This is a genomic window from Streptomyces sp. NPDC102437 (genome assembly GCF_044765565.1).
Taxonomy (GTDB): Bacteria; Actinomycetota; Actinomycetes; order Streptomycetales; family Streptomycetaceae; genus Streptomyces.
The window spans coordinates 20,872-43,071 of record NZ_JBIWKI010000007.1 but is presented as its reverse complement, the minus strand read 5'-3'; the positions used below and the strand labels follow the sequence as shown (position 1 = coordinate 43,071).

The following is a 22,200-nucleotide window of genomic DNA, read 5'->3' as shown; positions in this document are numbered from 1 at the left end:
CGGCCCTCCCCCTGGTCCTCCCGCTCAGCCCTGCGGGCCGTTGCGCGGCACCGAGACCGTGACCCGCAACCCGTGCGGCTCACGGGCCGTGTAGCTCAGGGAGCCGCCGCAGGCCGCCAGGAGCGCCTGCGAGATGGAGAGCCCGAGGCCGGATCCCTTGATGTTCTGGTGCTGGGTGCTGCGCCAGAACCGGTCGCCGATGCGTTCCATCTCCTGTGCCGTGAGGCCGGGCCCGCGGTCGGCGACGACGACCGTGACGTCATCGCGGCCGGAGGCGACCGTGACGACGACCTCTTCCTCGGCAGGGGTGAATTTCAGGGCGTTGTCGATGATCGCGTCGAGGGCGCTCGACAGCGCGACGGGGTCCGCCCAGGCGGTCACCGCGGACGAGCCGTCCGCCCGGAGCCGTACCCCCTTCTCCTCGGCGACCGGCCGCCAGGACGCGACGCGCTCCGCGGTGAGCGCGCCGATGTCCGTGAGCTGCAGATCGGCCGCGGCGTGTTCGGCCAGCGCCAGGTCGAGCAGGTCGTCGAGGACCTGCGCGAGGCGCTTGCCCTCCGTACGCACGGAGGCGATCTCCTCGTTGCCCTCGGGGAGTTCGAGCGCGAGGAGCTCGATCCGCAGCAGCAGCGCGGCGAGGGGGTTGCGCAGCTGGTGCGAGGCGTCGGCGACGAAGGCGCGCTGCTGCTCCAGCACGTCCTCGACGTTGTCGGCCATCTCGTTGAACGAACGGGCCAGGCGCCTGAGTTCCGGTGGTCCGCCGGAAGCCGCGACCCGCGATCGCATGCGTCCGCTGGCGATGTCGTGGGTGGCCGCGTCCAGCGTCCGCACCGGCAGCAGGACCCAGCCGGTGAGGCGGATCGCGGCGCCGACGGCGACCAGCATCGCGATCGCTTCGCCGGCCGCGATCAGCAGCCAGCCGCGGATCGTGCGCGAGCGCATCTCGTCGGTGGGCGAGTCGAGGACCACCACGGCGACGACATCGCCATCCCGTACGACGGGTGAGGCGACGACGACCCTGCCGTTCTGCCACGGCCAGACCTGTGGTGGATCGTGGCTGCGCCGCCCGAGCAGGGCCTCCTTGAACGCCTCGCGCCCCTCCCCCTCCAGCGGCAGCTGCCAGGCGGCGGGGGCCTTGGCCATGGCGCTGTCGTCGCGGCGGAAGATACCGGCGCGGATGCCGTACACGGACTCGTAGGTGTCGAGTTCATTGCGCAGGGTGCGCCGGCGCTCGTCGTATCCGGCGACCGGATCGGTCATGAACTGCGCGAGTGCGGCGAAGCGTGCGGTGTCGTCGATGCGGTCGATGACGACGCGTTGCTGCTGGGCGGCAGCCACGCTGACGGCCAGCGGGAAGCCGAGAGCGAGCAGTACGCCCGCCATGAGAATGATGAGCAGGGGAAGCAGCCGGGTGCGCACCTGGGACGTACGCCTCTACGCGGACGGCGCGACGAGGCGGTAGCCGACTCCGCGCACCGTCTCGATCAGTGCGGGCAGCCGCAGCTTGGAACGCAGGGACGCGACGTGCACTTCGAGCGTGCGCCCCGTGCCCTCCCAGCTCGTGCGCCACACCTCGCTGATGATCTGCTCCCGGCGGAACACCACTCCGGGCCGCTGGGCGAGCAGCGCGAGCAGGTCGAACTCCTTGCGGGTGAGCTGGACTTCCGATCCGTCGACGCTGACCTTGCGGGTCGGCAGCTCGATGTGGACATGGCCGAGACGCAGCCCTGCGACGGGCATGGGCACGGTGTCCTCGCCCGGGGCCTTACGCCGGCTGACGGCGTGAATACGGGCGAGGAGTTCGCCGGTGTCGTACGGCTTCACCACGTAGTCGTCGGCGCCGAGGTTGAGACCGTGGATCCGCGACCGTACGTCCGCGCGCGCGGTCACCATGATCACCGGCGTGGAGGTGCGCTTGCGGATCTTCCCGCACACCTCGTAGCCGTCCTGGTCGGGCAGGCCGAGGTCGAGGAGCACGACACCGAACGGCTCCGTGTCGGCGGGCAGCAGGGCCTGCAGGGCCTCCTCGCCGCTGCGCGCGTGCACGACCCGGAAGCCGTGCCGGGCGAGGATCGCGGAGAGGGCCGCGGCGACATGGTTGTCGTCCTCGACGAGCAGCAGTCTCATGGCCTCCCTCTCCGGTTTCTCCGATGATTGCGACGGGACACCTGCCGACAGGCGTCGGCGGGTGTCGGTGCGGTCTCCGTACGCTCCCCGTCACTTCCACGTACCGAGAAGTTTCACGTCATGGCGTACCAGGGCATCCACTCCGATGAGAGGCAGGTCAGTCAAGGCCTGCCCACCGCATCCGGCCATCTGTTATCCACCCGGTACGCCGCAGGCGTCACATCCCGCACCCCCTTCACACGGAGTGTCCGGTTGCCGCCGGATCGTTATCCTCAATTTCCGCTCAGATGTAATGACGCTGGTAGCACCGCGTCACTAGGGTCCTTCCCAACCGAGGAGGACGGAGCATGAAGCCGATGAGCGGAGTTTCAGTGACCAAGGGTGCCGGGGACGCCGCGCCTGCGGCGGACGACCTTGTCGTGCTGAGCAACGTCAACAAGCACTTCGGCGCGCTGCATGTGCTCCAGGACATCGACCTGACGATCGCCCGTGGCGAGGTCGTGGTCGTCATCGGGCCCTCCGGGTCCGGGAAGTCCACGCTGTGCCGCACGATCAACCGCTTGGAGACGATCGACTCGGGCGCCATCTCGATCGACGGCAAGCCGCTGCCCGCGGAGGGCAGGGAGCTGGCCAGGCTGCGTGCCGATGTCGGCATGGTCTTCCAGTCGTTCAATCTCTTCGCGCACAAGACGGTGCTCGAGAACGTGATGCTGGGCCAGATCAAGGTCCGCAGGACGGACAAGAAGGCCGCCGAGGACAAGGCCCGTTCGCTGCTCGACCGGGTGGGTGTCGCGACGCAGGCCGACAAGTACCCCGCCCAGCTCTCCGGCGGGCAGCAGCAACGCGTGGCCATCGCACGGGCGTTGGCCATGGACCCGAAGGTGATCCTCTTCGACGAGCCGACCTCCGCGCTCGACCCGGAGATGATCAACGAGGTGCTGGAGGTCATGCAGCAGCTCGCCCGGGACGGCATGACGATGGTCGTCGTCACCCATGAGATGGGCTTCGCGCGCTCGGCCGCGAACCGGGTCGTCTTCATGGCCGACGGAAAGATCGTCGAAGAGGCCACGCCCGACCAGTTCTTCAGCAACCCGCGCAGTGACCGGGCCAAGGACTTCCTGTCGAAGATCCTTCACCACTGATTGATCCCGCACTGCACTGATTGATCCTGCACCGCCGGGCCCCGGACCGGCTGATCACTCACATCGCGTCAACTCTTAGGGAAAACCACCATGCAGCTTCGTAAGGTCACCGCCGCCTCGGCCGCCGTGCTCGCCCTCGCCATCACCGCCACCGCCTGTGGCTCCGACAAGGAGGACGGCGGCTCGGGCGACGGCAAGAAGATCACGATCGGCATCAAGATCGACCAGCCGGGCATCGGCCTGAAGACCCCGGACGGCAAGTACACCGGCTTCGACGTCGATGTCGCCACGTACGTGGCCAAGGAACTCGGCTACGACGCCAAGGACATTGTCTTCAAGGAGACCAAGAGCGCCGACCGCGAGACGGCGATCGAGCGCGGTGACGTCAAGTTCATCGCCGCCTCCTACTCGATCAACGACGAGCGCCTGCAGAAGGTCGACTTCGCCGGTCCGTACCTGCTGGCCCACCAGGACATCCTGGTCCGCGCCGACGACGACTCGATCAAGTCGCCGGAGGACTTGAACAACAAGAAGCTGTGTTCGGTCACCGGCTCGACCTCGGCGAAGAACGTCAAGGACAAACTGGCCCCGAAGGCGCAGCTCCAGACCTACGGCGGCTACTCGGAGTGCCTGACCGGCCTGGAGAACAAGGTCATCGACGCGCTGACCACCGATGACAGCATCCTGGCGGGCTACGCCTCGCAGGCGAACTTCCAGGGCAAGTTCAAGTTGGCCGGCTTCAAGATGACCAACGAGAACTACGGCATCGGCCTGAAGAAGGGCGACGCCGACCTCAAGAAGAAGGTCAACGACGCCCTCACCAAGATGGTCTCGGACGGCTCCTGGGAAAAGGCCGTGAAGGCCAACTTCGGCCCGGCGAACTACAAGAACGAGCCCGCCCCGAAGGTCGGCAACATCGTCAAGTGAAGCAGGGCTGACCGGGCGCGCCGTCCGTGAACGGCGGCGCGCCGTGCCCTCCTACACGCGGAAGCGCGGGAGATCGTGTTCGACTTTCTTGAAGGTTACGACCTGCTGGGGGCCTTCTGGGTGACGGTGCAGCTCACCGTCTACTCCGCCCTCGGCTCCCTCATATGGGGAACGCTGCTGGCCGGCATGAAGGTCAGCCCGGTCCCCCTGATGCGCGGCTTCGCCACCGCCTATGTGAACGTGGTCCGGAACATTCCGCTGACCGTGATCATCGTGTTCTCGTCGCTGGGTCTGTTCCAGACGCTGGGCGTCACTCTCGGTGCCGACGTCATCGACAACATCAACTTCCGGCTGGCCGTACTCGCCCTGGTCGCCTACACCGCCGCCTTCGTCTGCGAGGCGCTGCGCTCCGGCATCAACACGGTACCGGTCGGCCAGGCCGAGGCGGCGCGCGCACTCGGGCTGAGCTTCACGCAGGTACTGCGGCTGATCATCCTTCCTCAGGCGTTCCGTGCGGTGGTCAACCCGTTGTCCAACGTGCTGATCGCGCTGACGAAGAACACCACGGTCGCCTCCGCGATCGGTGTCGTCGAGGCCTCCTACCTGATGAAGGACATGATCGAGGCGGAGGCCCAGCTGATCCTGATCTCGCTGGTCTTCGCGTTCGGCTTCGTCGTCCTGACCCTCCCGACCGGCCTGATCCTCGGCTGGGTGAGCAAGAAGGTGGCGGTGAAGCGATGAGTTCCGTCCTCTACGACGCCCAGGGGCCACGCGCCAAGCAGCGCAATATCCTCTACACAGTGCTGTTCGTGCTGTGCGCCGCGGCCGTGGTGTGGTGGGTGTACGACGGTCTGGCCGAGAAGCACCAGCTCGACTGGATCAAGTGGAAGCCCTTCTTCACCAGCTCCCAGCCGTGGGAGACGTACATCTGGCCGGGCCTCCAGAGCACGCTCAAGGCGGCGTTCTTCGCCCTGATCATCGCGCTGCCGCTCGGCGCGCTCTTCGGTATCGGTCGGCTCTCCGACCACCGGTGGGTGCGGGTGCCGGCCGGTGTGGTCGTGGAGTTCTTCCGCGCCATCCCGGTGCTGATCCTGATGATCGTGGCGAACGCGGTGTACTCGGAGTACACGAACATCGACACCGACGACCGTCCTCTGTACGCCGTGGTGACCGGTCTGGTGCTGTACAACGCCTCCGTGCTCGCCGAGATCGTGCGCGCCGGTATCCACACCCTCCCGAAGGGCCAGGGCGAGGCTGCCAAGGCACTCGGCATGCGCAAGGGCCAGACCATGGTGTTCGTGCTGCTGCCGCAGGCGGTGACGGCGATGCTGCCGGCGATCGTCAGCCAGCTCGTCGTCATCGTGAAGGACACCGCGCTGGGCGGTGCCGTGATGACTTTCCCCGAGCTGCTGGCCTCGGTCCGCCCGATGGCTGCCAACTACGGCGCGAACACCATCGCGTGCTTCACCGTCATCGCCCTGATCTACCTCTTGGTGAACTTCGCCCTCACCTCGTTCGCGAGCTGGCTGGAGCGCTGGCTCCGGCGCACCAAGAAGGGGAAGGGCACCGCGCCCGGGGGCGCACCCAAGACCGCCGGTACGCCGTCGCTCGTCGTCGATGACGGCCACGCCGTCTGACGGACCGTCGCATGGAGTTCCCGAGGGGCGGTGGCAGATGAGCCACCGCCCCTCACCGCTCTCCGGTGTCGCTTGACGCAAGCACCGGCAGTAGGTTGCATACGTTCTGTGATCGCGCCCCCTGTCCTCTCCGTCGCCACACCTCCTCAACCCTCCATCCACCTTCCGAGCCGCTCGCTTCGCGCGTCCGCGTCGTGTGAACGGATCCCGGGAGTCGCGCCGTGGACCCGGTGATCGTCGTCGGTGCCGGCCCGGTCGGCCTGGCACTGTCGCTCGCCCTCGCGGCGCAGGGCGTTCCCTCCGTCCTGCTCGACGAGGACCCGGGCAAGGACGAGACGCGCCCCGCCCGGACCGTGGTGCTGCGCGAGGACACCGCCGCCCTGGTGGAGCGGCTGGGCTGCAAGGCGCTCCGGCACGAGGGGATGCGGTGGTCCGGGTGGCGGTCGATGCGGCGGAAGCAGTTGGTGCGTGAGCTGCCGCTCGGCGAGGACTCCTCCGAGGGGGATCCGTTGCCGGCCCCGATCCATCTGCCCCAGCACGTGCTGACGCGTGGGCTGCGGGACGCGGTGGCCGCGCAGGAGCTGGTGCGGGTGGCCCCGTACAGCCGGATCGACACCCTGGAGCAGGATGCCACCGGCGTCACCGTGCACACCAGGAAGCCGAACGCGACCGAGTGGCGCGGGAGTTACCTGGTGGGCTGCGACGGCGCCAGGTCCACCGTGCGCAAGCTGCTCGACATCCGGTTCCCCGGACGTACGGCGGTGGAGCGGCATGCCGTCGCGGCGCTGCGTACCGAGCTGCCCTGGACCGGACAGGCCGTGCTGCACCGGCTGCCGCCGTGGCGAACCGGCGGCGCCGAGGTGACGGCGCGGCCGCTGCCGGACGGCGTCTGGCGGCTGGACTGGCTGCTGCCGCCGCGCGGCGAACTCGTCACCCCGGACGCTCTGATCACCCGGGTCCGGGACACGCTGGCGGGCTGGTGCGGGGAGACACCGCCGTACGAACTGCTGGACACGGGCGTGTACACGCTGCACCACCGGCTCGCCCTGCGCTGGCGGGTTGACCGGGCCTTCCTGGCCGGCGACGCCGCCCATCTGCTGGGGGCGCTGGGCACCCAGGGGCTCGACGAGGGACTGCGGGACGCCGAGAACCTGGCCTGGAAGCTGGCCCAGGACTGGCACCACGGCGCTTCCGACGTACTGCTCGACAGTTACCAGGCCGAGCGCCGGGCCGCGGTCGCCGCACGGCTGCGTGCCGCGGACCAGTCGCTGCCGATACTGCGGGGCGGCGGAGGGCTGCGGACGCTGGTCCCGGGGAGCGCGCGGGAGCACGATTCGCTGCTCGCCGACGGACATCTGGGCTGCGGCCCCCTCGGTGCGCCCCCCTCGTACTCGCATTCGCCCCTTGCGCCCTCACGCGCCGAGGCGCACACATCTGTCGGTACGCCCCCCGGTGCGCCGGTGGCCGATGTGCGGGTGACGGCCCCCGACGGGACGACCGTACGGCTCCGGGAACGGCTGGGGCAGGGGCATCTGCTGGTGGTTCTGGTGGCGCCCGGGACCGGGGTCTGGGACCGGCGGCACTGGATGACCGCCGGTGTCATGCCCCGCCTCGCCGCCGCCGTCGACGCCCTGCCACTGAAGGGCGAGCTGCTGGTGACCGAGAGCTATCCGGGAGCATCGGCCCACACCGTGCTACTGGTCAGGCCGGACGGTCATCTCGTGGCGTCGTTCGGCGGGGTGCAGCCGCGGGACCTCTTCGCGGCGGCGGACGCGGTACGTGGCGGAGCGGTGCGCGCCGCCGTACGTTCCGACCAGACTGCGGGCATCAATTGACCGATGCGGACGCAGATGGTGTACTCCGGAACGTGACCGACACCGATGTGCGCCTGTGGCGGAGGGTCCATATGGACCTCGTCCGCTATGCGGGCTGCGTGTGTCGGCCGTCCTGCTGAATCGCCTTCTCCCTGCTCCGCCGTGCGCGCTGCCGTACGGGCGGGGCATCCGCGCGAACCCTCAGGACGGTCCCTGTGTCAGCCCCTTCGTCACCCTCTGTACGCATGTCCTTTGCCACCGATGACGCTTCCGGTCCGACGGCGGCGGAACTGCTCGATTTCGTCCGTGGCGTCGCCGCCGACGCCGCGATCGTCGCCTCGCTCCCGCTCGATCCCGAAGGCCGTACCTGGCTCCAGCTCGAAGGGCCCGGCGGCAGCGAGGCCTGGCTGATCGGCTGGCCGCCGGGTACGGGTACGGGCTGGCACGACCACGCCGACTCGATCGGCGCCTTCACCACGGCGGCCGGCACGCTCACGGAGCTGTCGCTCGCCGCCCGGCTGCCCACCGACGGTTGGAAGACCCTCGAACTCGCCGAAGGCATCGACCGTTCCCGGCAGTTGGCCACCGGCCAGGGCAGGGCTTTCGGCCGTCACCACGTCCACGAGGTGCTGAACGAGTCGGACACGGAGCACGCCGTCTCCGTCCACGCGTATTACCCGCCGCTGCCGCAGATCCGCCGCTACAGCCGTACGGGCGCGGTGCTCCGTCTTGAGCAGGTCGAGCGCCCGGAGGACTGGCAGTGAGTGCCAGCGGTCGCGGAGATGCGGATCCGGTCGGGATCGATGAGCTCCTGGAACGAGTCCGGGCGGGGTTCGTCAGGGTCGGCCCGCAGGAGGCTGCCACCGCAGCTGCTGCAGGCGAGACCCTCCTCGTGGACATCCGCTACGCGGAGCTGCGCGAACGGGACGGACTGATTCCGGGGGCGCTGGTCGTCGAGCGCAATGAACTGGAGTGGCGGCTCGACCCGCGAGGAAGCCATCGGGCCCCGCAGGCGGTGAGCCACGATCTCCGCATCGTGGTGATATGCAACGAGGGTTACGCATCGAGCCTCGCCGTCGCGTCCCTGCGACAGCTGGGACTGCACCGGGCAACCGACCTGATCGGCGGCTTCCAGGCATGGCGAGCGGCGGGCCTGCCGATCGAGGTGTGACGGGCGACATGTGGTGGGCGGAGCCTGCCGGTCGAGGTGCGACGGGCGGCGCCCTGGTTCCGGAATGACGGCTTTCGGGGTGACGGCCGGGGCCGAGCCGTGGGTAGACACGCCGGGGCCGAGCCGCACATGGGTGAGCCAGGGCCGGTCCCGGGGTGGCGGGTCGGACTCTTTCCGCTGTGACGGGTCCGGCTCGGGGTGCCCGGTTGCCGGGGTCATGCTGAGAGGTCCCAGCGCCCGGCATCCCCGCCCCCGCATCCCCCGGACCGTCTCGACGTCCGGGGCCTTGGACCGAACGCCCAACCCCGCGCAAGTTCCCTGTCCGGCACGGCTCGCCGGCCGCATCTCGCACAGCGTTCCGGACACGGACACCTACGCGCCGGATCCTGCCGTGCCATCGTCCGGGGCCACTCCCCCACGCCACCCGCAGTTCCCCCGAATCCGCCCCGGCACACCCGAACGCCACGCTCCGGTGGAGCAATCCCCGTACCCGACCGACATTCACCTCAACGCCAAGGACCGATGTGACGGAGACCTCGAACCCATGCCGACCCCCACCCTCACCCCCGATCAACTGGACGCCCAGGCCACTCGTCTCCATGACACCGAGGCGTGGCAGCAGATCATCAGCGGCTGGGGCGCCACAGCCCCCGGCCCCGACCGCGATCCCGTACAGCCTTCCTCCCCAGCCATTGCGGAACGGCCGTTGCCGGTTCGTCAGCCGGCCGACTGGCGCGACCTGCTGTCCGTGCCGGTCGACCAGCTCATCGCCGACTCCGTCCGCGCCCTGCCCCCGACCGCACCGCGCGAGCGGCCGCTTCCCGGGCGGCTGGGCGCAGTCCTCCCGGACCGGCTCCACTCCTGGCGGCGCATCGGCCAGCCCGAGGTGAGGCCCTCCACGCATCTCGCCTACGCGAGACAGATCCTGACCGAATGGGGCTGGCAGAACACCCCGTACCGGCTCCGCAACGCACGCGGCGCACGGTGCATCTGCGGCGCCCTCCTCACCGCGCACCGCCTGGGATACGGCTCCCTCGACACCGTGGACCGGGCCGGCGCCTGGCTCGTCGCCGAGCTCCGCTCCCGGGGCTGGACCGGACTGATCGGCCCATGGAATCGCTGCCCCGGCCGCACCGCCGCGGATGCGCTCGCCCTGATCGACGCCACCATCACCCGCGCCGCCCTCGCCGGGCAGTGATCGCCACAGCCCCCGCCCGATACCCGCCCCCAGTCAGAAGGGCCCGTCCAGGCCCTCCGTGTCCTCGCCCTCTTCTTCGAGCGCCTGCCGCACCACGCGCAGGGCCATGCCCTCCCCGTACCCCTTGCGGGCGAGCATGCCCGCAAGGCGGCGCAGCCGCTTGTCGCGGTCCAGGCCACGCGTGGAGCGCAGTTTCCGTGCAACCAGCTCCCGGGCGGTCGCCTCCTCCTGCTCGGAGTCGAGCTGCCCGACGGCCTCGTCGATGACCGCCGAGTCCACCCCCTTGGTGCGCAGCTCACGGACGAGGGCCCGGCGGGCCAGGCCGCGGCCGTGGTGCCGGGACTCCACCCAGGCGTCGGCGAACGCCGCGTCGTCGATCAGCCCGACATCCTCGAAGCGCGACAGCACTTCTTCGGCCGCCTCGTCCGGGATCTCCCGCTTGCGCAGCGCGTCCGCGAGCTGCTTCCGGGTACGCGGGGTTCCGGTGAGCAGTCGCAGGCAGATGTTGCGCGCCTGCTCGACCGGGTCTCGCGGCTCCCCCTTCTCGGCCCTCGACGAGGAAGGGGAGCCGCTGTTCCTGGTGCGGGAGCGGTCACGACGGCCCGCCCCCTCGCCGAATCCGGCGCCCGAGCCCGTGCCGCGACCGGTGCCTGATCCGGCACCGGCCTCCAGCTCGTGCGCATCCTCGGACCCGGCCATGTACCCGGCGATGCTTCCGTGGCCGGGCCCGGCGTGCTGGTCAGTGGCGCTGACCGGCCACTCCGTACGACGCGTCACGGTCTAGCTCTTGGCCGCCGCGGTCTTGGCCGGCTTGGTCTTGCCGGCCGGAGCGGGCACCGACTTCGCGTTGTCGGCCGGAGCCGCTGCACCAGCTGCCGCGTCCGCACCGGACTCGGCGGCGCTGTCGTCGGGCCTGACACCGATGCCCAGCTTCTCAAGGATCTTCTTCTCGATCTCATTGGCGAGATCGGGGTTGTCCTTGAGGAAGTTGCGGGCGTTCTCCTTGCCCTGGCCCAGCTGGTCGCCCTCGTACGTGTACCAGGCACCGGCCTTGCGGACGAAGCCGTGCTCCACGCCCATGTCGATCAGACCGCCCTCGCGGCTGATGCCCTGGCCGTAGAGGATGTCGAACTCGGCCTGCTTGAAGGGCGGCGCGACCTTGTTCTTGACGACCTTGACGCGGGTGCGGTTACCGACGGCGTCGGTGCCGTCCTTAAGCGTCTCGATCCGGCGGATGTCGAGGCGCACCGAGGCGTAGAACTTGAGCGCCCGGCCACCGGTCGTGGTCTCCGGCGAGCCGAACATCACACCGATCTTCTCGCGGAGCTGGTTGATGAAGATCGCGGTGGTCTTCGACTGGTTGAGCGCGCTGGTGATCTTGCGGAGTGCCTGGCTCATCAGACGGGCCTGGAGACCCACGTGCGAGTCACCCATTTCGCCCTCGATCTCCGCACGCGGCACGAGCGCCGCGACGGAGTCGATGACGATCAGGTCGAGGGCGCCGGAGCGAACCAGCATGTCCACGATTTCAAGGGCCTGCTCGCCGTTGTCCGGCTGGGACAGGATGAGGCTGTCGATGTCGACGCCGAGCTTCTTCGCATACTCGGGGTCGAGGGCGTGCTCCGCGTCGATGAAGGCGACCGAGCCGCCGAGCCGCTGCGCGTTCGCCACCGCGTGGAGCGTCAGCGTCGTCTTACCGGACGATTCCGGCCCGTACACCTCCACCACACGGCCGCGCGGCAGGCCGCCGACGCCGAGGGCCACGTCGAGGGCGGTCGACCCGGTGGGAATCACTTCGATGGGCTCGTTCGGCCGCTCGCCGAGGCGCATCACCGCGCCCTTGCCGAATTGCCGTTCAATCTGTGCGAGGGCGGCGTCCAGCGCCTTCTCGCGGTCGTTTCCTGCCATGGGTTCCACCCGATTTGCTTGAGTCGATCGCTTCACGTCAAAGACGCTAACCCCTGCCACTGACAATGGGCCTCGACGTCCTCCCGGCCTGTGGACAACTCCACGGTCGGGCCCGGGAAAACCCGGCCGGAATCCCATGAGAATGGATGTTCGATTTTGGTGTCAAGCGCACCGTGCCAGGCCGATCCGCGCCCCGGGGAGGCGCCCTGGCGACCCGCCTCCGGGGGTCAAGAACAGCCGATCAACACCATGCTAGATTCCGGCCACATTGCGACAAAACAGTCAAAGGGGAGTGTCTCTGGTCACCGGAGCGACCCGTGGTGCGGGCCGTGGCCCCTGGACCGTGGAGGAGACCGCGACCCTTGTGGACGAGGCGGACGGCCGCGGGATCCTGGTCCGGGGCGGCCATCTGGTGCCCGAGGAGGTCGACGGGCTCCGTGGCCCGGACCGGAAAGCGGAAGGGTCAGGCGTGTGCCGGGTCCTCCGGCCCCCCGGCAGCGCCCTGTCCGCCTTCGGCCCCGTCGCTCCCCTCGCCTGCATTGCTCTCGGGGGCCCGCCAGGAACGGCGCAGCCGCGTGAGCAGCGGCTCGCCGCGTCGTCGGCCCCGGCCGTGGCCGAGCATCCGCGGGTCGTCCGTCACGTCGTACCGCTTCACATACGCACCGAGGAACGCCTGGAGCGTGGCGACGGCCGGGATCGCGATCAGCGCGCCCACGGCACCCATCAGGGCCGTGCCCGCGATGACCGATCCGAAGGCGACCGCCGGATGGATGTCGACGGTCTTGGAGGTGAGCTTGGGCTGCAGCGCGTAGTTCTCGAACTGCTGGTAGACCACGACGAAGCCGAGCACCCACAGCGCGTACCAGGGGTCGACGGTGAACGCGATCAGCATCGGCAGGGCGCCCGCCAGATACGTACCGATCGTGGGGATGAACTGGGAGACCAGCCCGACCCAGACGGCGAGTGCGGGCGCATACGGAACGCCGAGGATCACCAGCAGGATGTAGTGCGCGATCCCGGAGATGAGGGCCATCAGACCGCGTGAGTAGAGGTAGCCGCCGGTCTTGTCGACCGCGATCTCCCAGGCCCGCAGGACCTCCGCCTGCCTGGCGGGCGGCAGCACGGAGCACAGGGCGCGTCGCAGCCTGGGGCCGTCGGCCGCGAAGTAGAACGAGAACAGGAAGATCGTCAGCAGACGGAACAGCCCGCCGAGCACGGTGGTGGAGATGTCGAGCACTCCGGTCGCGCTGTTCTGGACGTACTTCTGCAGCCAGTCGGAGTGGAGCAGACTGTCTTGGACCTCGACCCTGGAGAGGTCGGTGTGGAAGCTCTGGTTGACCCAGTTGATCACCGAGTCCAGATACTTCGGGAACTCCTCGACCATGTCGACGATCTGGCCCGCGAGCATCGAGCCGAGGAGCACGACGAAGCCCACCCCGGCGATCAGCACCCCCAGGAAGACCAGGAAGGTGGCGAGGCCGCGGCGCATGCCGCGCGCCGACATCCGGCTCACCGCCGGCTCGATGGCGAGCGCCAGGAAGAACGCGATCAGCACATTGATCAGCAGCCCGATGAGCTGGTCGAACGCCCAGCTGCCGAGCCGGAAGCAGGCATAGAGCGCCAGCGCGAGAACCATGGCGCGCGGCAGCCACGCGGGCATGCGTACCGGGCCGCCGCCGGCGGACGCGGTGGGTGGCGCGGCCGGCGGGACGGGCGGTGTGGAGGGCGGCTGGGTCTGTGCTGTCTCGTCTGTCGGTGCCACGGTTCCAGTCTCGCCTACGGCTTCGCCGGGCAACCGCCCGCCCCGGACAACGGCACAGGTCCGGCCACGGAACCGGGGTCAGTGCCCGTCCGCGTCGGCGTCAGCACCTGTACGCACCGGGTCAGCGCTTGTCCGCCGGAATGCCGACCGCGGTACACACACCGCGCCAGACGTCCTTGGTCTCCCAGCCCGCGGCCAGGGCCTGGTGCACCGTCTGCCCGCCGAGTTCGGCCATCACATGATCACGCGCGAAGGAGTCGGCGTACCCGGCTCCGAAGTGGTCCGCCATCCGTTCCCAGAAAATCGTCAACCGCATGACCTCATTATCCCGCTCCTGAGAGTGCAGCCGGGCCGCTACGTCTTACCGAGAGCGCTTAGCGCCCTACGGTCGGTCCATGGCTGGAACCGGAGCAAGTCCCCTCAACCGTGCCGAGCAGTTCATTTGGCTCACGGCCCGTGTCCTGGAACAACGGCGGTTCGCTCATTACTTCCTGGAAGGAAGTGCGGACGGGGTGGAAACCGCACTCGCCGCCTATCTGAACGAGGACGGTGGCTACGGGCACGCGCTCGAACCCGATCTGCGCGGCCCCGTCAGTCAGCCACTGCACACCGCGCACGCACTCAATGTGCTGGACTCCATCGGGCGCTGCGACGGACTGCGGGTGGAGCGGATCTGCCGCTTCCTCACCCAGGTGTCGACCAAGGAGGGTGCGCTCCCCGCTCTGCTGCCGACGCAGCGCGGCTATCCCGCCGCGCCGTTCATCCCGATCGTCGACGATCCCCCCGCGGAGCTGTTGGCCACCGGCCCCGTCGTCGGACTCCTGCACCGCAACGAGGTGTGGCACGCCTGGCTGTTCCGGGCCACCGATTTCTGCTGGGCCGCGGTGGACGCACTGGACCGGTCGCATCCGTACGAGATCGAGGCGGCGCTCGCCTTCCTGGACGGCGCTCCGGACCGGGCGCGAGCGGAGGCGGCGGCCGACCGGCTCGGGCGGCTGGTGCGGGAACAGCGTCTCGTCGTACTGGATCCGGAGCGGCGGGCCGAGTACCCGGTCGCGGCCGGCTACGCGCCGGGGGAGCAGCACTTCCCGTACGACTACGCCCGTACGCCCGAGTCGCTCGCTCGTCACTGGTTCACAGACGAGGAGCTCTCCCGCTCGCTCGACCATCTCGCGGCCGAGCAGCAGCCGGACGGCGGCTGGCCGGTCAACTGGCGGCAGTGGGCACCGGGGACGGCTCTGGAAGGGCGGCCCATCGTGACACTCAAGGCGCTCCTGACTCTGCGCGCCCATGGCCGCAGCCTCGGCTGAGCCCCGGTCGCCGGAGCGGATGGTGGCGGTCAGCTCGGTGCGCCCGGCCGGCCGGCTGTCGGCCGGCCGGCTGTCGGCTGTCGGCTGTCGGCTGTCGGCTGTCGGCTGTCGGCTCCGGATGGTAAGGAGCGCGGCTCCATGGCCCCAGCCCCTTACCTCCCGTGCGGGGCGCGTGCCTAACCGAGGGCCCGTACCCCTGCGGTGACGGCCACGGCGGCGCCCACGACCACGAGGAACGGCGCGCGCAGGACCAGCGCGAGCGCCGCTGCGGCAAGGCCGGCCCCCCTGGCGTCCAGTGCCAGGTGCTGCCCGTCGCCGAACGTCTGCTGCGCGGTGAGGGCGGCCAGGAGCGCCACGGGCAGGAGTGCGGCGAGGCGCTGGGCGAGCGGGCGTTCCAGCACACCGGCGGGCACCAGCAGCCCGACGAGCTTGGCGAGGTAGCAGCCGACGGCGGTCAGTGCGATGGCGATCCAGACGTTCATCGGTTCTTCTCCGTGCTCTTCGTGCTCTTCGTGCTCTCCTTCGTGCTGCGCTTCGTGGTGGCCGTTCCCCGGCCTGCGCCCTTTCCGCGTCCGCCCAGGAACAGCACGGCAGGTGCGGCGAGCGCGGACAGCAGGACAGGGACGCCTGCGGGCAGCACGGGCAGCAGCCCGAGCACGAGCAGGACCGCGATGGCGGCCGTGACGCGTTCCGTGGTGCTCTTCAGCATCGGCGCGAGCAGAGCGAGGAAGACCGCCGGCGATGCTGCGTCCAACCCCCAGGCGTCGGTGTCGCCGAGCGCCTCGGCGCCCAGGGCTCCCAGCAGCGTGGTCAGGTTCCACAGCACATACAGGGTCAGCCCGGTGACGGCGAAGCCGATCCGTGCCGCCCGTCGGGTCGGCTGCGGCAGAGTGACGGCGGTCGTCTCGTCGATGACCCACTGGGCGGCGAAGGGGCGCAGCGCCCTGGGGAGCGCCAGCAGCTGCGACAGCCGCAGGCCGTAGAAAGAGTTGCGTACGCCGAGGAAGAAGGCGCCGGCCGCCGCGGTGTACGGGTTGCCACCCGCCGCGAGGGCGCCGACGAGGGCGAACTGCGAGGCTCCCGTGAAGACGGCGAGGCTGAGCACGCAGGTCTGCAGCAGGCTCAGTCCGGAACCGGCCGAGGTCACGCCGAAGGCGAACCCGGAAAGCCCGACGGCTATCCCGACGCCGAGCGCATCGCGTACGACGGCCGCGTCCGGCTTCGCGCCGGCCGGCTCCGCACCGTCCGGCTTCCCACGGACCGCGTCCGGCTGCTCTCCTCGGCCGGTCGCGTCGCGGTGGGGTGCGCCGGCCGATGCGCCGACGCCCTCTGGGAGTGTTGTCTGTTCTGCCACGACCGGAACGCTACGTGGGCAGATCAGGACCGGTCTTGTACGTTCTTGCACGTTCACGCTGGTACGCGCCGGGTGGTACTCCCACGATCCGGGTGAAGTGACGATTGAGATGCGGCTGATCGGTGAAGCCGACCTCGGCGGCCGCCTCCGCGGGCGCCGTCCCCGCGTCGAGCATCCGCCGCGCTGCCCGCACCCGGGCATCGGTGAGCCAGGCGTGCGGTGGCATCCCGTACTGCTTCTTGAAGGCTCTCAGCAGCGCGAACGGCCTCGTACCCAGCTCCGCCGCCAGCGCCTCCAGGGTGGGCGGCGCCGCCATCCGTCCCTCCAGCACCGCGCGGGCCCTCGCCGCGTCGCGGGCGCCCGCCGAGCGGGGCGCCCGGGTGGGCAGCACGCTGCCGCACCGGTCGAGCAGCCGCGTGACCATGACCCTCAGCACCGTGTCGGCGGCAAGCGCGTTGCCCTCCTCGGCGGCCCGGTGGACCTCGCCGATCAGCCGGGCCACGTACGGGTCCACGACGCTGGTCTCGGTGAATCCGACTGTGCCGCGCAGGCTCGTCGTCTCGGCCGCGATGTCGTTGATCACCTGCGACGACGGGTAGAGCGTGGCGTAGACCCAGCCCTCGGGCACACCCGCGCGGGCCGTGTGCGGAACCTCGGGGTTGATCACGACAACGGTGCCGGGGCCGGCGTGGACGGTGCCGCCCGGCAGCCCGACGTCCTCCACTCCGCGGCTGATGGTGCCGAAGACATAGCCCTCGTGGCTGTGGCGCGGGAAAGTGTGGCGCACATAGCGGGCACGCAGCAGATCGAGCTCGGGCAGCTCCGCGTACTGCCAGTGCCTCGCCCACTCCCCCGATCCCGATTCCGGTGTCGCCGCCATGCACGAATTCTCGCAGCTGCGGGGCAGGGCCGCCGAGGCCGGTCGGAGCCCCTGCAGGTGAGCCGGGGTGCGCGGCTTCGCGACCGTCGCCAGTGGGGGCACGCACGGCGGCGGGGTCGTTGTCAGTGGCGGGGTGCACGATGGGGGGCATGACCGGCTCTGCGCTCGATTCGTTCTCACCCGCGACCCGCGGCTGGTTCACGGGTGCCTTCAGCGCGCCCACCGCCGCGCAGGAGGGCGCCTGGCGCGCGATCGGCGAGGGTTCGGACGTGCTGGTCGTTGCGCCGACCGGCTCCGGCAAGACCCTCGCCGCGTTTCTCGCCGCGCTGGACGCCCTGGCGTCCGTCCCGCCGCCCGCCGAGGCGAAGAAGCGCTGCCGGGTGCTGTACGTGTCGCCGCTCAAGGCGCTCGCGGTCGATGTGGAGCGCAACCTCCGCTCGCCGCTGACCGGCATCCGACAGGAGTCGGTGCGGCTGGGGCTGCCCGAGCCCGAGGTCCGGGTGGGGATCCGCTCCGGTGACACCCCGCCCGCCGAGCGCCGCTCGATGGCGACCCGGCCGCCGGACATCCTGATCACCACACCCGAATCACTGTTCCTGATGCTGACCTCGTCAGCACGAGAGGCGCTGTCCGGCGTCGACACGGTGATTCTCGACGAGGTGCACGCCGTGGCGGGCACGAAGCGCGGCGCCCATCTCGCCGTGTCGCTGGAGCGTCTGGACGAGCTGCTGCCGCGTCCCGCACGGCGGATCGGCCTGTCGGCGACGGTCCGTCCGGTCGACGAGGTGGCCCGCTTCCTCTCGCCCCGGGGCAAGGTGGAGATCGTCCAGCCGCCGTCCACCAAGCGGTTCGACCTGTCGGTGGTCGTCCCGGTCGAGGATCTGGGCGAGCTCGGCGGCTCCCCCGCCACCGACCCCGACCAGGCGGGCCAGGCGGACAAGCCGTCCATCTGGCCCCACGTCGAGGAGCGGATCGTCGACCTGGTCCAGCAGCATCGCTCCACCATCGTCTTCGCCAACTCCCGTCGCCTCGCCGAGCGGCTGTGCAACCGACTCAACGAGATCGCCTACGAGCGGCTCACCGGCGAGACGATCGCCGAGTCCCACTCCCCCGCCGAGATCATGGCCGAGTCCGGGGCGGCGAAGGGCGCCCCGGCGCTGCTCGCCCGCGCCCACCACGGCTCGGTCTCCAAGGAACAGCGCGCCCAGGTCGAGGAGGACCTCAAGGCGGGCCGGCTGCCGGCCGTCGTCGCCACCTCCAGCCTGGAGCTGGGCATCGACATGGGGGCGGTCGACCTGGTGATCCAGGTGGAGTCGCCGCCCTCGGTCGCCTCCGGCCTGCAGCGGGTCGGCCGGGCCGGACACCAGGTCGGTGCAGTCTCCACCGGAGTGGTCTTCCCCAAGTACCGGGGCGATCTGGTGCAGGCGGCCGTGGTCACCGAGCGGATGCGCGAGGGCTCCATCGAGGCGCTCCGGGTCCCGTCCAACCCGCTGGACGTGCTGGCCCAACAGCTGGTGGCCATGGTCGCCCTGGACAGCTGGCAGGTGGACGATCTGCTGGCGGCGGTCCGCCGCGCCGCGCCCTTCGCCTCGCTGCCCGAGTCCGCGTTCACCGCCGTGCTGGACATGCTCGCCGGCCGCTACCCCTCCGATGCCTTCGCCGAGCTGCGCCCCCGCGTGGTCTGGGACCGGGTGGCCGGTACGGTCACCGGCCGCCCCGGCGCGCAGCGGCTCGCCGTAACCTCCGGAGGAACGATCCCCGACCGGGGGCTCTTCGGGGTCTTCCTCGCGGGCGCCGACCCGAAGAAGGGCGGCGGCCGGGTCGGTGAGCTCGACGAGGAGATGGTGTACGAGTCCCGGGTCGGCGATGTCTTCACGCTCGGCACCACGTCCTGGCGGATCGAGGACATCACCCGTGACCGGGTCCTGGTATCGCCCGCCCCCGGCGTTCCCGGCCGGCTGCCGTTCTGGAAGGGCGACCAGCTGGGCCGCCCGCTGGAGCTCGGGCGTGCGCTGGGGGCGTTCCTCCGCGAGATCGGCGGACTGTCGCAGAAGGACGCCCGGGAACGTCTGCTCGCCGCCGGTCTCGACCCCTGGGCCGCCGACAACACTCTGTCGTACATCGACGAACAGCGCCGTGCCTGCGGCCATGTGCCGGACGACCGGACCATCCTCGTCGAGCGGTTCCGTGACGAGCTGGGTGACTGGCGCGTCGTGGTTCACTCCCCGTTCGGCGCGCAGGTGCACGCGCCGTGGGCGCTGGCGCTGAGCGCCCGCCTCGCCGAGCGGTACGGCATGGACGCCCAGGTGATGCACGCCGACGACGGCATCGTGCTCCGGCTGCCGGATGCCGACCTGATGGGCCTGGACCTCCTGGACTTCGACCCCGCGCAGGACCCGGCGCAGGATCTGGCACCGGACCCGGCACGGGGCCTGGCGCACAGTCCGGGCCGGGCTCCGGCACCGCTGCCGGGCCTCTCGTACGACAGCGACCAACCGCCCGTAGGTGCTGCGGACGTGACGTTCGAACAGGGCGAGATCAGCCAGATCGTCACCGACCAGGTCGGCGGTTCGGCGCTGTTCGCCTCCCGGTTCCGTGAGTGCGCGGCCCGCGCCCTGCTGCTGCCGCGCCGCAGCCCCGGCAAACGCACCCCGCTGTGGCAGCAGCGCCAGCGCGCCGCGCAACTCCTCCAGGTCGCATCGGAGTTCGGCTCCTTCCCCATCGTCCTGGAAGCGGTCCGCGAATGCCTCCAGGACGTCTTCGACGTCCCCGGCCTCACGGAACTCATGGGCGACCTCGAAGCGCGCCGGATCCGGCTGGTCGAGGTGACCACCCCGGAGCCCTCGCCCTTCGCACGCTCGCTCCTGTTCGGCTACGTCGCCCAGTTCCTGTACGAGGGCGACTCGCCCCTCGCAGAGCGGCGGGCCGCCGCCCTCTCCCTCGACTCCCATCTGCTGGCGGAGCTCCTCGGCCAGGCGGAGCTGCGCGAGCTGCTCGACGCGGATGTCCTGGCCGAGCTGGAGCAGGAGCTCCAGTGGCTGACCGAGGACCGCCGGATCAAGGACGTCGAAGGCGTCGCAGACCTCCTTCGGGTCCTCGGTCCGCTCACCGACGAGGAGTTGGCAGCACGCGGAGCCGACCCGTCCTGGGCTCCGGAGCTGTCCTCGGCCCGCCGGGCCATCCGGGTCCGGATCGGCGGGGCCGTCCACTGGGCGGCGATCGAGGACGCGGGCCGCCTGCGGGACGCACTGGGCACCGCCCTCCCGGTCGGCGTCCCCGAGGCGTTCACCGAACCGGTGAAGGACCCGCTCGGCGATCTCCTCGGCCGGTACGCCCGTACGCACGGCCCGTTCACCTCCACCGCGGCCGCCAACCGCTTCGGTCTCGGCACCGCCGTCACCGACGGGGCGCTGCAACGGCTCTCCGCGTCCGGCCGGATCGTCCAGGGCGAGTTCCATCCCGCCGGTATCGGCCAGGAGTGGTGCGACGCCACCGTGCTGCGCCGGTTGCGCCGCCGCTCGCTCGCCGCGCTCCGCCACGAACTGGAACCGGTCCCGCCCGCCGCCCTCGCCGGTTTCCTGCCTCAGTGGCAGCATCTGGGCAGCAACAGCCTGCGCGGAATCGACGGACTGGCCCGCGCCGTCGAGCAGTTGCAGGGCGCGCCCGTCCCGGCGTCGGCGCTGGAGAAGCTGATCCTGCCGGGCCGGGTCACGGGCTACACCCCCGCGATGCTCGACGAGCTGACCACCACCGGCGAGGTCGTCTGGGCCGGCGCGGGTGCCCTGCCCGGCAAGGACGGCTGGCTGTCCCTCTACCTCGCCGACAGCGCACCACTGCTCCTCCCGCCCCCGCACCCGCTGGAGCTCAGCGCGTTGCACGAATCCGTCCTGACCGCGCTGAGCGGCGGATACGGACTGTTCTTCCGGCAGATCGCCGATCAGGTCCGCGCCACCACTCATCCGGACTGCACCGATCCGCAACTGGCCGACGCCATCTGGGAGCTGGCGTGGTCGGGCCGGCTCACCAATGACACGCTCGCCCCACTGCGCTCGCTGCTCGGCTCCGGCCGCACGGCGGGGTCGACCGCCCACCGCGCCAGACGCAATGTCCCGCGCGGGCGTTACGGCTCGCTCACCTCCGCCGCCCGGCCCGTCTCCCGCACCGGCCCGCCCACCGTCTCGGGCCGCTGGTCCCTGCTGCCCGCCACCGAACCCGACCCCACGCACCGTGCTCACGCCCTGGCCCGCACTCTCCTCGACCGCCATGGTGTGGTGACCCGGGGCGCGGTCCAGGCCGAGGGCGTCGAAGGCGGCTTCTCCGCGACGTACCGCATCCTGTCCGCCTTCGAGGACAACGGGCAGGCCCGGCGCGGCTATGTCGTCGAGGGCCTGGGGGCTGCGCAGTTCGCGATGGACGGCGCGGTGGACCGGCTGCGTGCCACGTCCACCGCCCGCGACCGTACGGAGCCGGGCGCCGCGCCCCACGCCTTGGTCCTCGCCGCGGCGGACCCGGCCAACGCGTACGGCGCCGCTCTGCCCTGGCCCGAACCGCCGGACGGCGCCGGGCACAAGCCCGGCCGCAAGGCGGGCGCCCTGGTGGTGCTGGTCGACGGAGAGCTCGCGATGTACATGGAGCGCGGCGGCAAGACGCTGCTGGCCTGGCCCACAGCCCCGGACGATCCGGCGCTCGTCGCTGCGGCCGGGGCACTGGCGGCGGCCGCCCGCGCTGGCGCACTCGGCACGGTCACGGTGGAGCGCACCAATGGCGCACCGTCCCTGACCTCCCCGCTCGGCCGCACATTGGAGGCGGCCGGCTTCCTGGCCACCCCGAGAGGGCTCCGCCTGCGCGCCTGAACCAACAGCACGCCCCGCTCCTGGCCCCCCGCATCGCCGCAGCCGTCGGCGGCACCACGCACACAAGCCCGTATCGCCGCACCCGTACCCAACCCCCGCATCGCCACACACCCCACA

20 protein-coding genes are annotated in these 22,200 nt (G+C 70.7%); 11 read left to right on the top strand and 9 right to left on the bottom strand.

Annotated features, from left to right (window positions below):
- Positions 1–24 precede the first annotated feature (24 nt).
- Both ACIRJP_RS11270 and ACIRJP_RS11265 read right to left on the bottom strand, forming a co-directional pair.
- The gene (locus ACIRJP_RS11270; protein ID WP_404171251.1) at positions 25–1,419 is read right to left on the bottom strand and encodes a sensor histidine kinase; all 1,395 of its coding nucleotides are present in this window, start codon (positions 1,417–1,419) and stop codon (positions 25–27) included.
- A 15-nt stretch (positions 1,420–1,434) separates the two neighbouring features.
- Complete coding sequence (locus ACIRJP_RS11265; protein WP_266729320.1) at positions 1,435–2,127, bottom strand: response regulator transcription factor; 693 nt, start codon at positions 2,125–2,127, stop codon at positions 1,435–1,437.
- A gap of 356 nt (positions 2,128–2,483) precedes the next feature.
- Between ACIRJP_RS11265 and ACIRJP_RS11260 the strand changes: the two genes are divergently transcribed.
- The 9 genes from ACIRJP_RS11260 (at position 2,484) to ACIRJP_RS11220 (ending at position 10,016) form a co-directional block, all read left to right on the top strand.
- Positions 2,484–3,269 carry an amino acid ABC transporter ATP-binding protein gene (locus ACIRJP_RS11260; RefSeq protein ID WP_376308394.1) on the top strand — a complete coding sequence of 262 codons (786 nt, stop codon included), beginning with the start codon at positions 2,484–2,486 and terminating at the stop codon, positions 3,267–3,269.
- Positions 3,270–3,359: 90 nt separating this feature from the next.
- Positions 3,360–4,196: a glutamate ABC transporter substrate-binding protein gene (locus ACIRJP_RS11255; RefSeq protein WP_383724040.1), complete on the top strand. Its 837-nt coding sequence runs from the start codon at positions 3,360–3,362 to the stop codon at positions 4,194–4,196.
- A 75-nt stretch (positions 4,197–4,271) separates the two neighbouring features.
- A complete protein-coding gene (locus ACIRJP_RS11250) occupies positions 4,272–4,937 on the top strand; it encodes an amino acid ABC transporter permease (RefSeq protein WP_404171246.1) in 666 nt (221 codons plus the stop codon).
- The gene (locus ACIRJP_RS11245; RefSeq protein ID WP_404171243.1) at positions 4,934–5,833 is read left to right on the top strand and encodes an amino acid ABC transporter permease; all 900 of its coding nucleotides are present in this window, start codon (positions 4,934–4,936) and stop codon (positions 5,831–5,833) included. Before ACIRJP_RS11250 ends, ACIRJP_RS11245 begins: the two co-directional genes overlap by 4 nt.
- 221 nt (positions 5,834–6,054) lie before the next feature.
- On the top strand, positions 6,055–7,668 hold the full coding sequence (locus tag ACIRJP_RS11240) for an FAD-dependent monooxygenase (protein WP_404171240.1): 1,614 nt from the start codon (positions 6,055–6,057) through the stop codon (positions 7,666–7,668).
- A 32-nt stretch (positions 7,669–7,700) separates the two neighbouring features.
- Positions 7,701–7,787, top strand: coding sequence for a putative leader peptide (locus ACIRJP_RS11235; protein ID WP_311605579.1), 87 nt, complete (start codon positions 7,701–7,703; stop codon positions 7,785–7,787).
- Positions 7,788–7,892: 105 nt separating this feature from the next.
- Positions 7,893–8,411: a cysteine dioxygenase gene (locus ACIRJP_RS11230; RefSeq protein ID WP_404171237.1), complete on the top strand. Its 519-nt coding sequence runs from the start codon at positions 7,893–7,895 to the stop codon at positions 8,409–8,411.
- Positions 8,408–8,818, top strand: a complete 411-nt coding sequence (locus tag ACIRJP_RS11225; protein ID WP_404171234.1) for a rhodanese-like domain-containing protein — start codon at positions 8,408–8,410, stop codon at positions 8,816–8,818. Before ACIRJP_RS11230 ends, ACIRJP_RS11225 begins: the two co-directional genes overlap by 4 nt.
- Positions 8,819–9,362: 544 nt before the next feature.
- Entirely contained in the window at positions 9,363–10,016 is a 654-nt protein-coding gene (locus ACIRJP_RS11220) for a hypothetical protein (RefSeq protein ID WP_404171231.1), read from the top strand.
- Between the two features lie 33 nt (positions 10,017–10,049).
- Here the strand turns inward: ACIRJP_RS11220 and recX are convergent, their stop codons facing one another.
- From recX to ACIRJP_RS11200, 4 genes are all read right to left on the bottom strand, one after another.
- The gene (gene recX, locus ACIRJP_RS11215) at positions 10,050–10,793 is read right to left on the bottom strand and encodes a recombination regulator RecX (protein ID WP_404171228.1); all 744 of its coding nucleotides are present in this window, start codon (positions 10,791–10,793) and stop codon (positions 10,050–10,052) included.
- A gap of 3 nt (positions 10,794–10,796) precedes the next feature.
- Positions 10,797–11,924: a recombinase RecA gene (gene recA, locus ACIRJP_RS11210; protein WP_404171225.1), complete on the bottom strand. Its 1,128-nt coding sequence runs from the start codon at positions 11,922–11,924 to the stop codon at positions 10,797–10,799.
- Positions 11,925–12,387: 463 nt separating this feature from the next.
- Positions 12,388–13,584 carry an AI-2E family transporter gene (locus ACIRJP_RS11205; RefSeq protein ID WP_404171706.1) on the bottom strand — a complete coding sequence of 399 codons (1,197 nt, stop codon included), beginning with the start codon at positions 13,582–13,584 and terminating at the stop codon, positions 12,388–12,390.
- Positions 13,585–13,807: 223 nt separating this feature from the next.
- The gene (locus ACIRJP_RS11200; RefSeq protein ID WP_114247022.1) at positions 13,808–14,002 is read right to left on the bottom strand and encodes a DUF3046 domain-containing protein; all 195 of its coding nucleotides are present in this window, start codon (positions 14,000–14,002) and stop codon (positions 13,808–13,810) included.
- A gap of 79 nt (positions 14,003–14,081) precedes the next feature.
- Between ACIRJP_RS11200 and ACIRJP_RS11195 the strand changes: the two genes are divergently transcribed.
- Positions 14,082–14,996 carry a hypothetical protein gene (locus ACIRJP_RS11195; RefSeq protein WP_404171222.1) on the top strand — a complete coding sequence of 305 codons (915 nt, stop codon included), beginning with the start codon at positions 14,082–14,084 and terminating at the stop codon, positions 14,994–14,996.
- Positions 14,997–15,172: 176 nt separating this feature from the next.
- Here ACIRJP_RS11195 and ACIRJP_RS11190 read toward each other — a convergent pair whose 3' ends face one another.
- Genes ACIRJP_RS11190 through ACIRJP_RS11180 form a run of 3 tightly spaced genes read right to left on the bottom strand, consistent with a single transcriptional unit; the run spans position 15,173 to position 17,230 of the window.
- Positions 15,173–15,478: an AzlD domain-containing protein gene (locus ACIRJP_RS11190; protein WP_266729332.1), complete on the bottom strand. Its 306-nt coding sequence runs from the start codon at positions 15,476–15,478 to the stop codon at positions 15,173–15,175.
- Positions 15,475–16,350: an AzlC family ABC transporter permease gene (locus ACIRJP_RS11185; RefSeq protein WP_404171219.1), complete on the bottom strand. Its 876-nt coding sequence runs from the start codon at positions 16,348–16,350 to the stop codon at positions 15,475–15,477. Before ACIRJP_RS11185 ends, ACIRJP_RS11190 begins: the two co-directional genes overlap by 4 nt.
- Before the next feature lie 10 nt (positions 16,351–16,360).
- Positions 16,361–17,230: an AraC family transcriptional regulator gene (locus tag ACIRJP_RS11180; protein WP_404171216.1), complete on the bottom strand. Its 870-nt coding sequence runs from the start codon at positions 17,228–17,230 to the stop codon at positions 16,361–16,363.
- Positions 17,231–17,379: 149 nt separating this feature from the next.
- On the opposite strand from ACIRJP_RS11180, the gene ACIRJP_RS11175 reads away from it, so the two are divergent.
- Positions 17,380–22,083 carry a DEAD/DEAH box helicase gene (locus ACIRJP_RS11175; protein WP_404171213.1) on the top strand — a complete coding sequence of 1,568 codons (4,704 nt, stop codon included), beginning with the start codon at positions 17,380–17,382 and terminating at the stop codon, positions 22,081–22,083.
- Positions 22,084–22,200: the final 117 nt, after the last annotated feature.

Coding starts and splice junctions, on each gene's coding strand:
- ACIRJP_RS11195 (WP_404171222.1), top strand. CDS start 14,082: ATGGCTGGAACCGGAGCAAGTCCCCTCAACCGTGCCGAGCAGTTCATT.
- ACIRJP_RS11265 (WP_266729320.1), bottom strand. CDS start 2,127: ATGAGACTGCTGCTCGTCGAGGACGACAACCATGTCGCCGCGGCCCTC.
- ACIRJP_RS11260 (WP_376308394.1), top strand. CDS start 2,484: ATGAGCGGAGTTTCAGTGACCAAGGGTGCCGGGGACGCCGCGCCTGCG.
- ACIRJP_RS11255 (WP_383724040.1), top strand. CDS start 3,360: ATGCAGCTTCGTAAGGTCACCGCCGCCTCGGCCGCCGTGCTCGCCCTC.
- recA (WP_404171225.1), bottom strand. CDS start 11,924: ATGGCAGGAAACGACCGCGAGAAGGCGCTGGACGCCGCCCTCGCACAG.
- ACIRJP_RS11230 (WP_404171237.1), top strand. CDS start 7,893: ATGTCCTTTGCCACCGATGACGCTTCCGGTCCGACGGCGGCGGAACTG.
- ACIRJP_RS11205 (WP_404171706.1), bottom strand. CDS start 13,584: ATGCCCGCGTGGCTGCCGCGCGCCATGGTTCTCGCGCTGGCGCTCTAT.
- ACIRJP_RS11245 (WP_404171243.1), top strand. CDS start 4,934: ATGAGTTCCGTCCTCTACGACGCCCAGGGGCCACGCGCCAAGCAGCGC.
- ACIRJP_RS11175 (WP_404171213.1), top strand. CDS start 17,380: ATGACCGGCTCTGCGCTCGATTCGTTCTCACCCGCGACCCGCGGCTGG.
- ACIRJP_RS11200 (WP_114247022.1), bottom strand. CDS start 14,002: ATGCGGTTGACGATTTTCTGGGAACGGATGGCGGACCACTTCGGAGCC.
- ACIRJP_RS11220 (WP_404171231.1), top strand. CDS start 9,363: ATGCCGACCCCCACCCTCACCCCCGATCAACTGGACGCCCAGGCCACT.
- ACIRJP_RS11190 (WP_266729332.1), bottom strand. CDS start 15,478: ATGAACGTCTGGATCGCCATCGCACTGACCGCCGTCGGCTGCTACCTC.
- ACIRJP_RS11180 (WP_404171216.1), bottom strand. CDS start 17,230: ATGGCGGCGACACCGGAATCGGGATCGGGGGAGTGGGCGAGGCACTGG.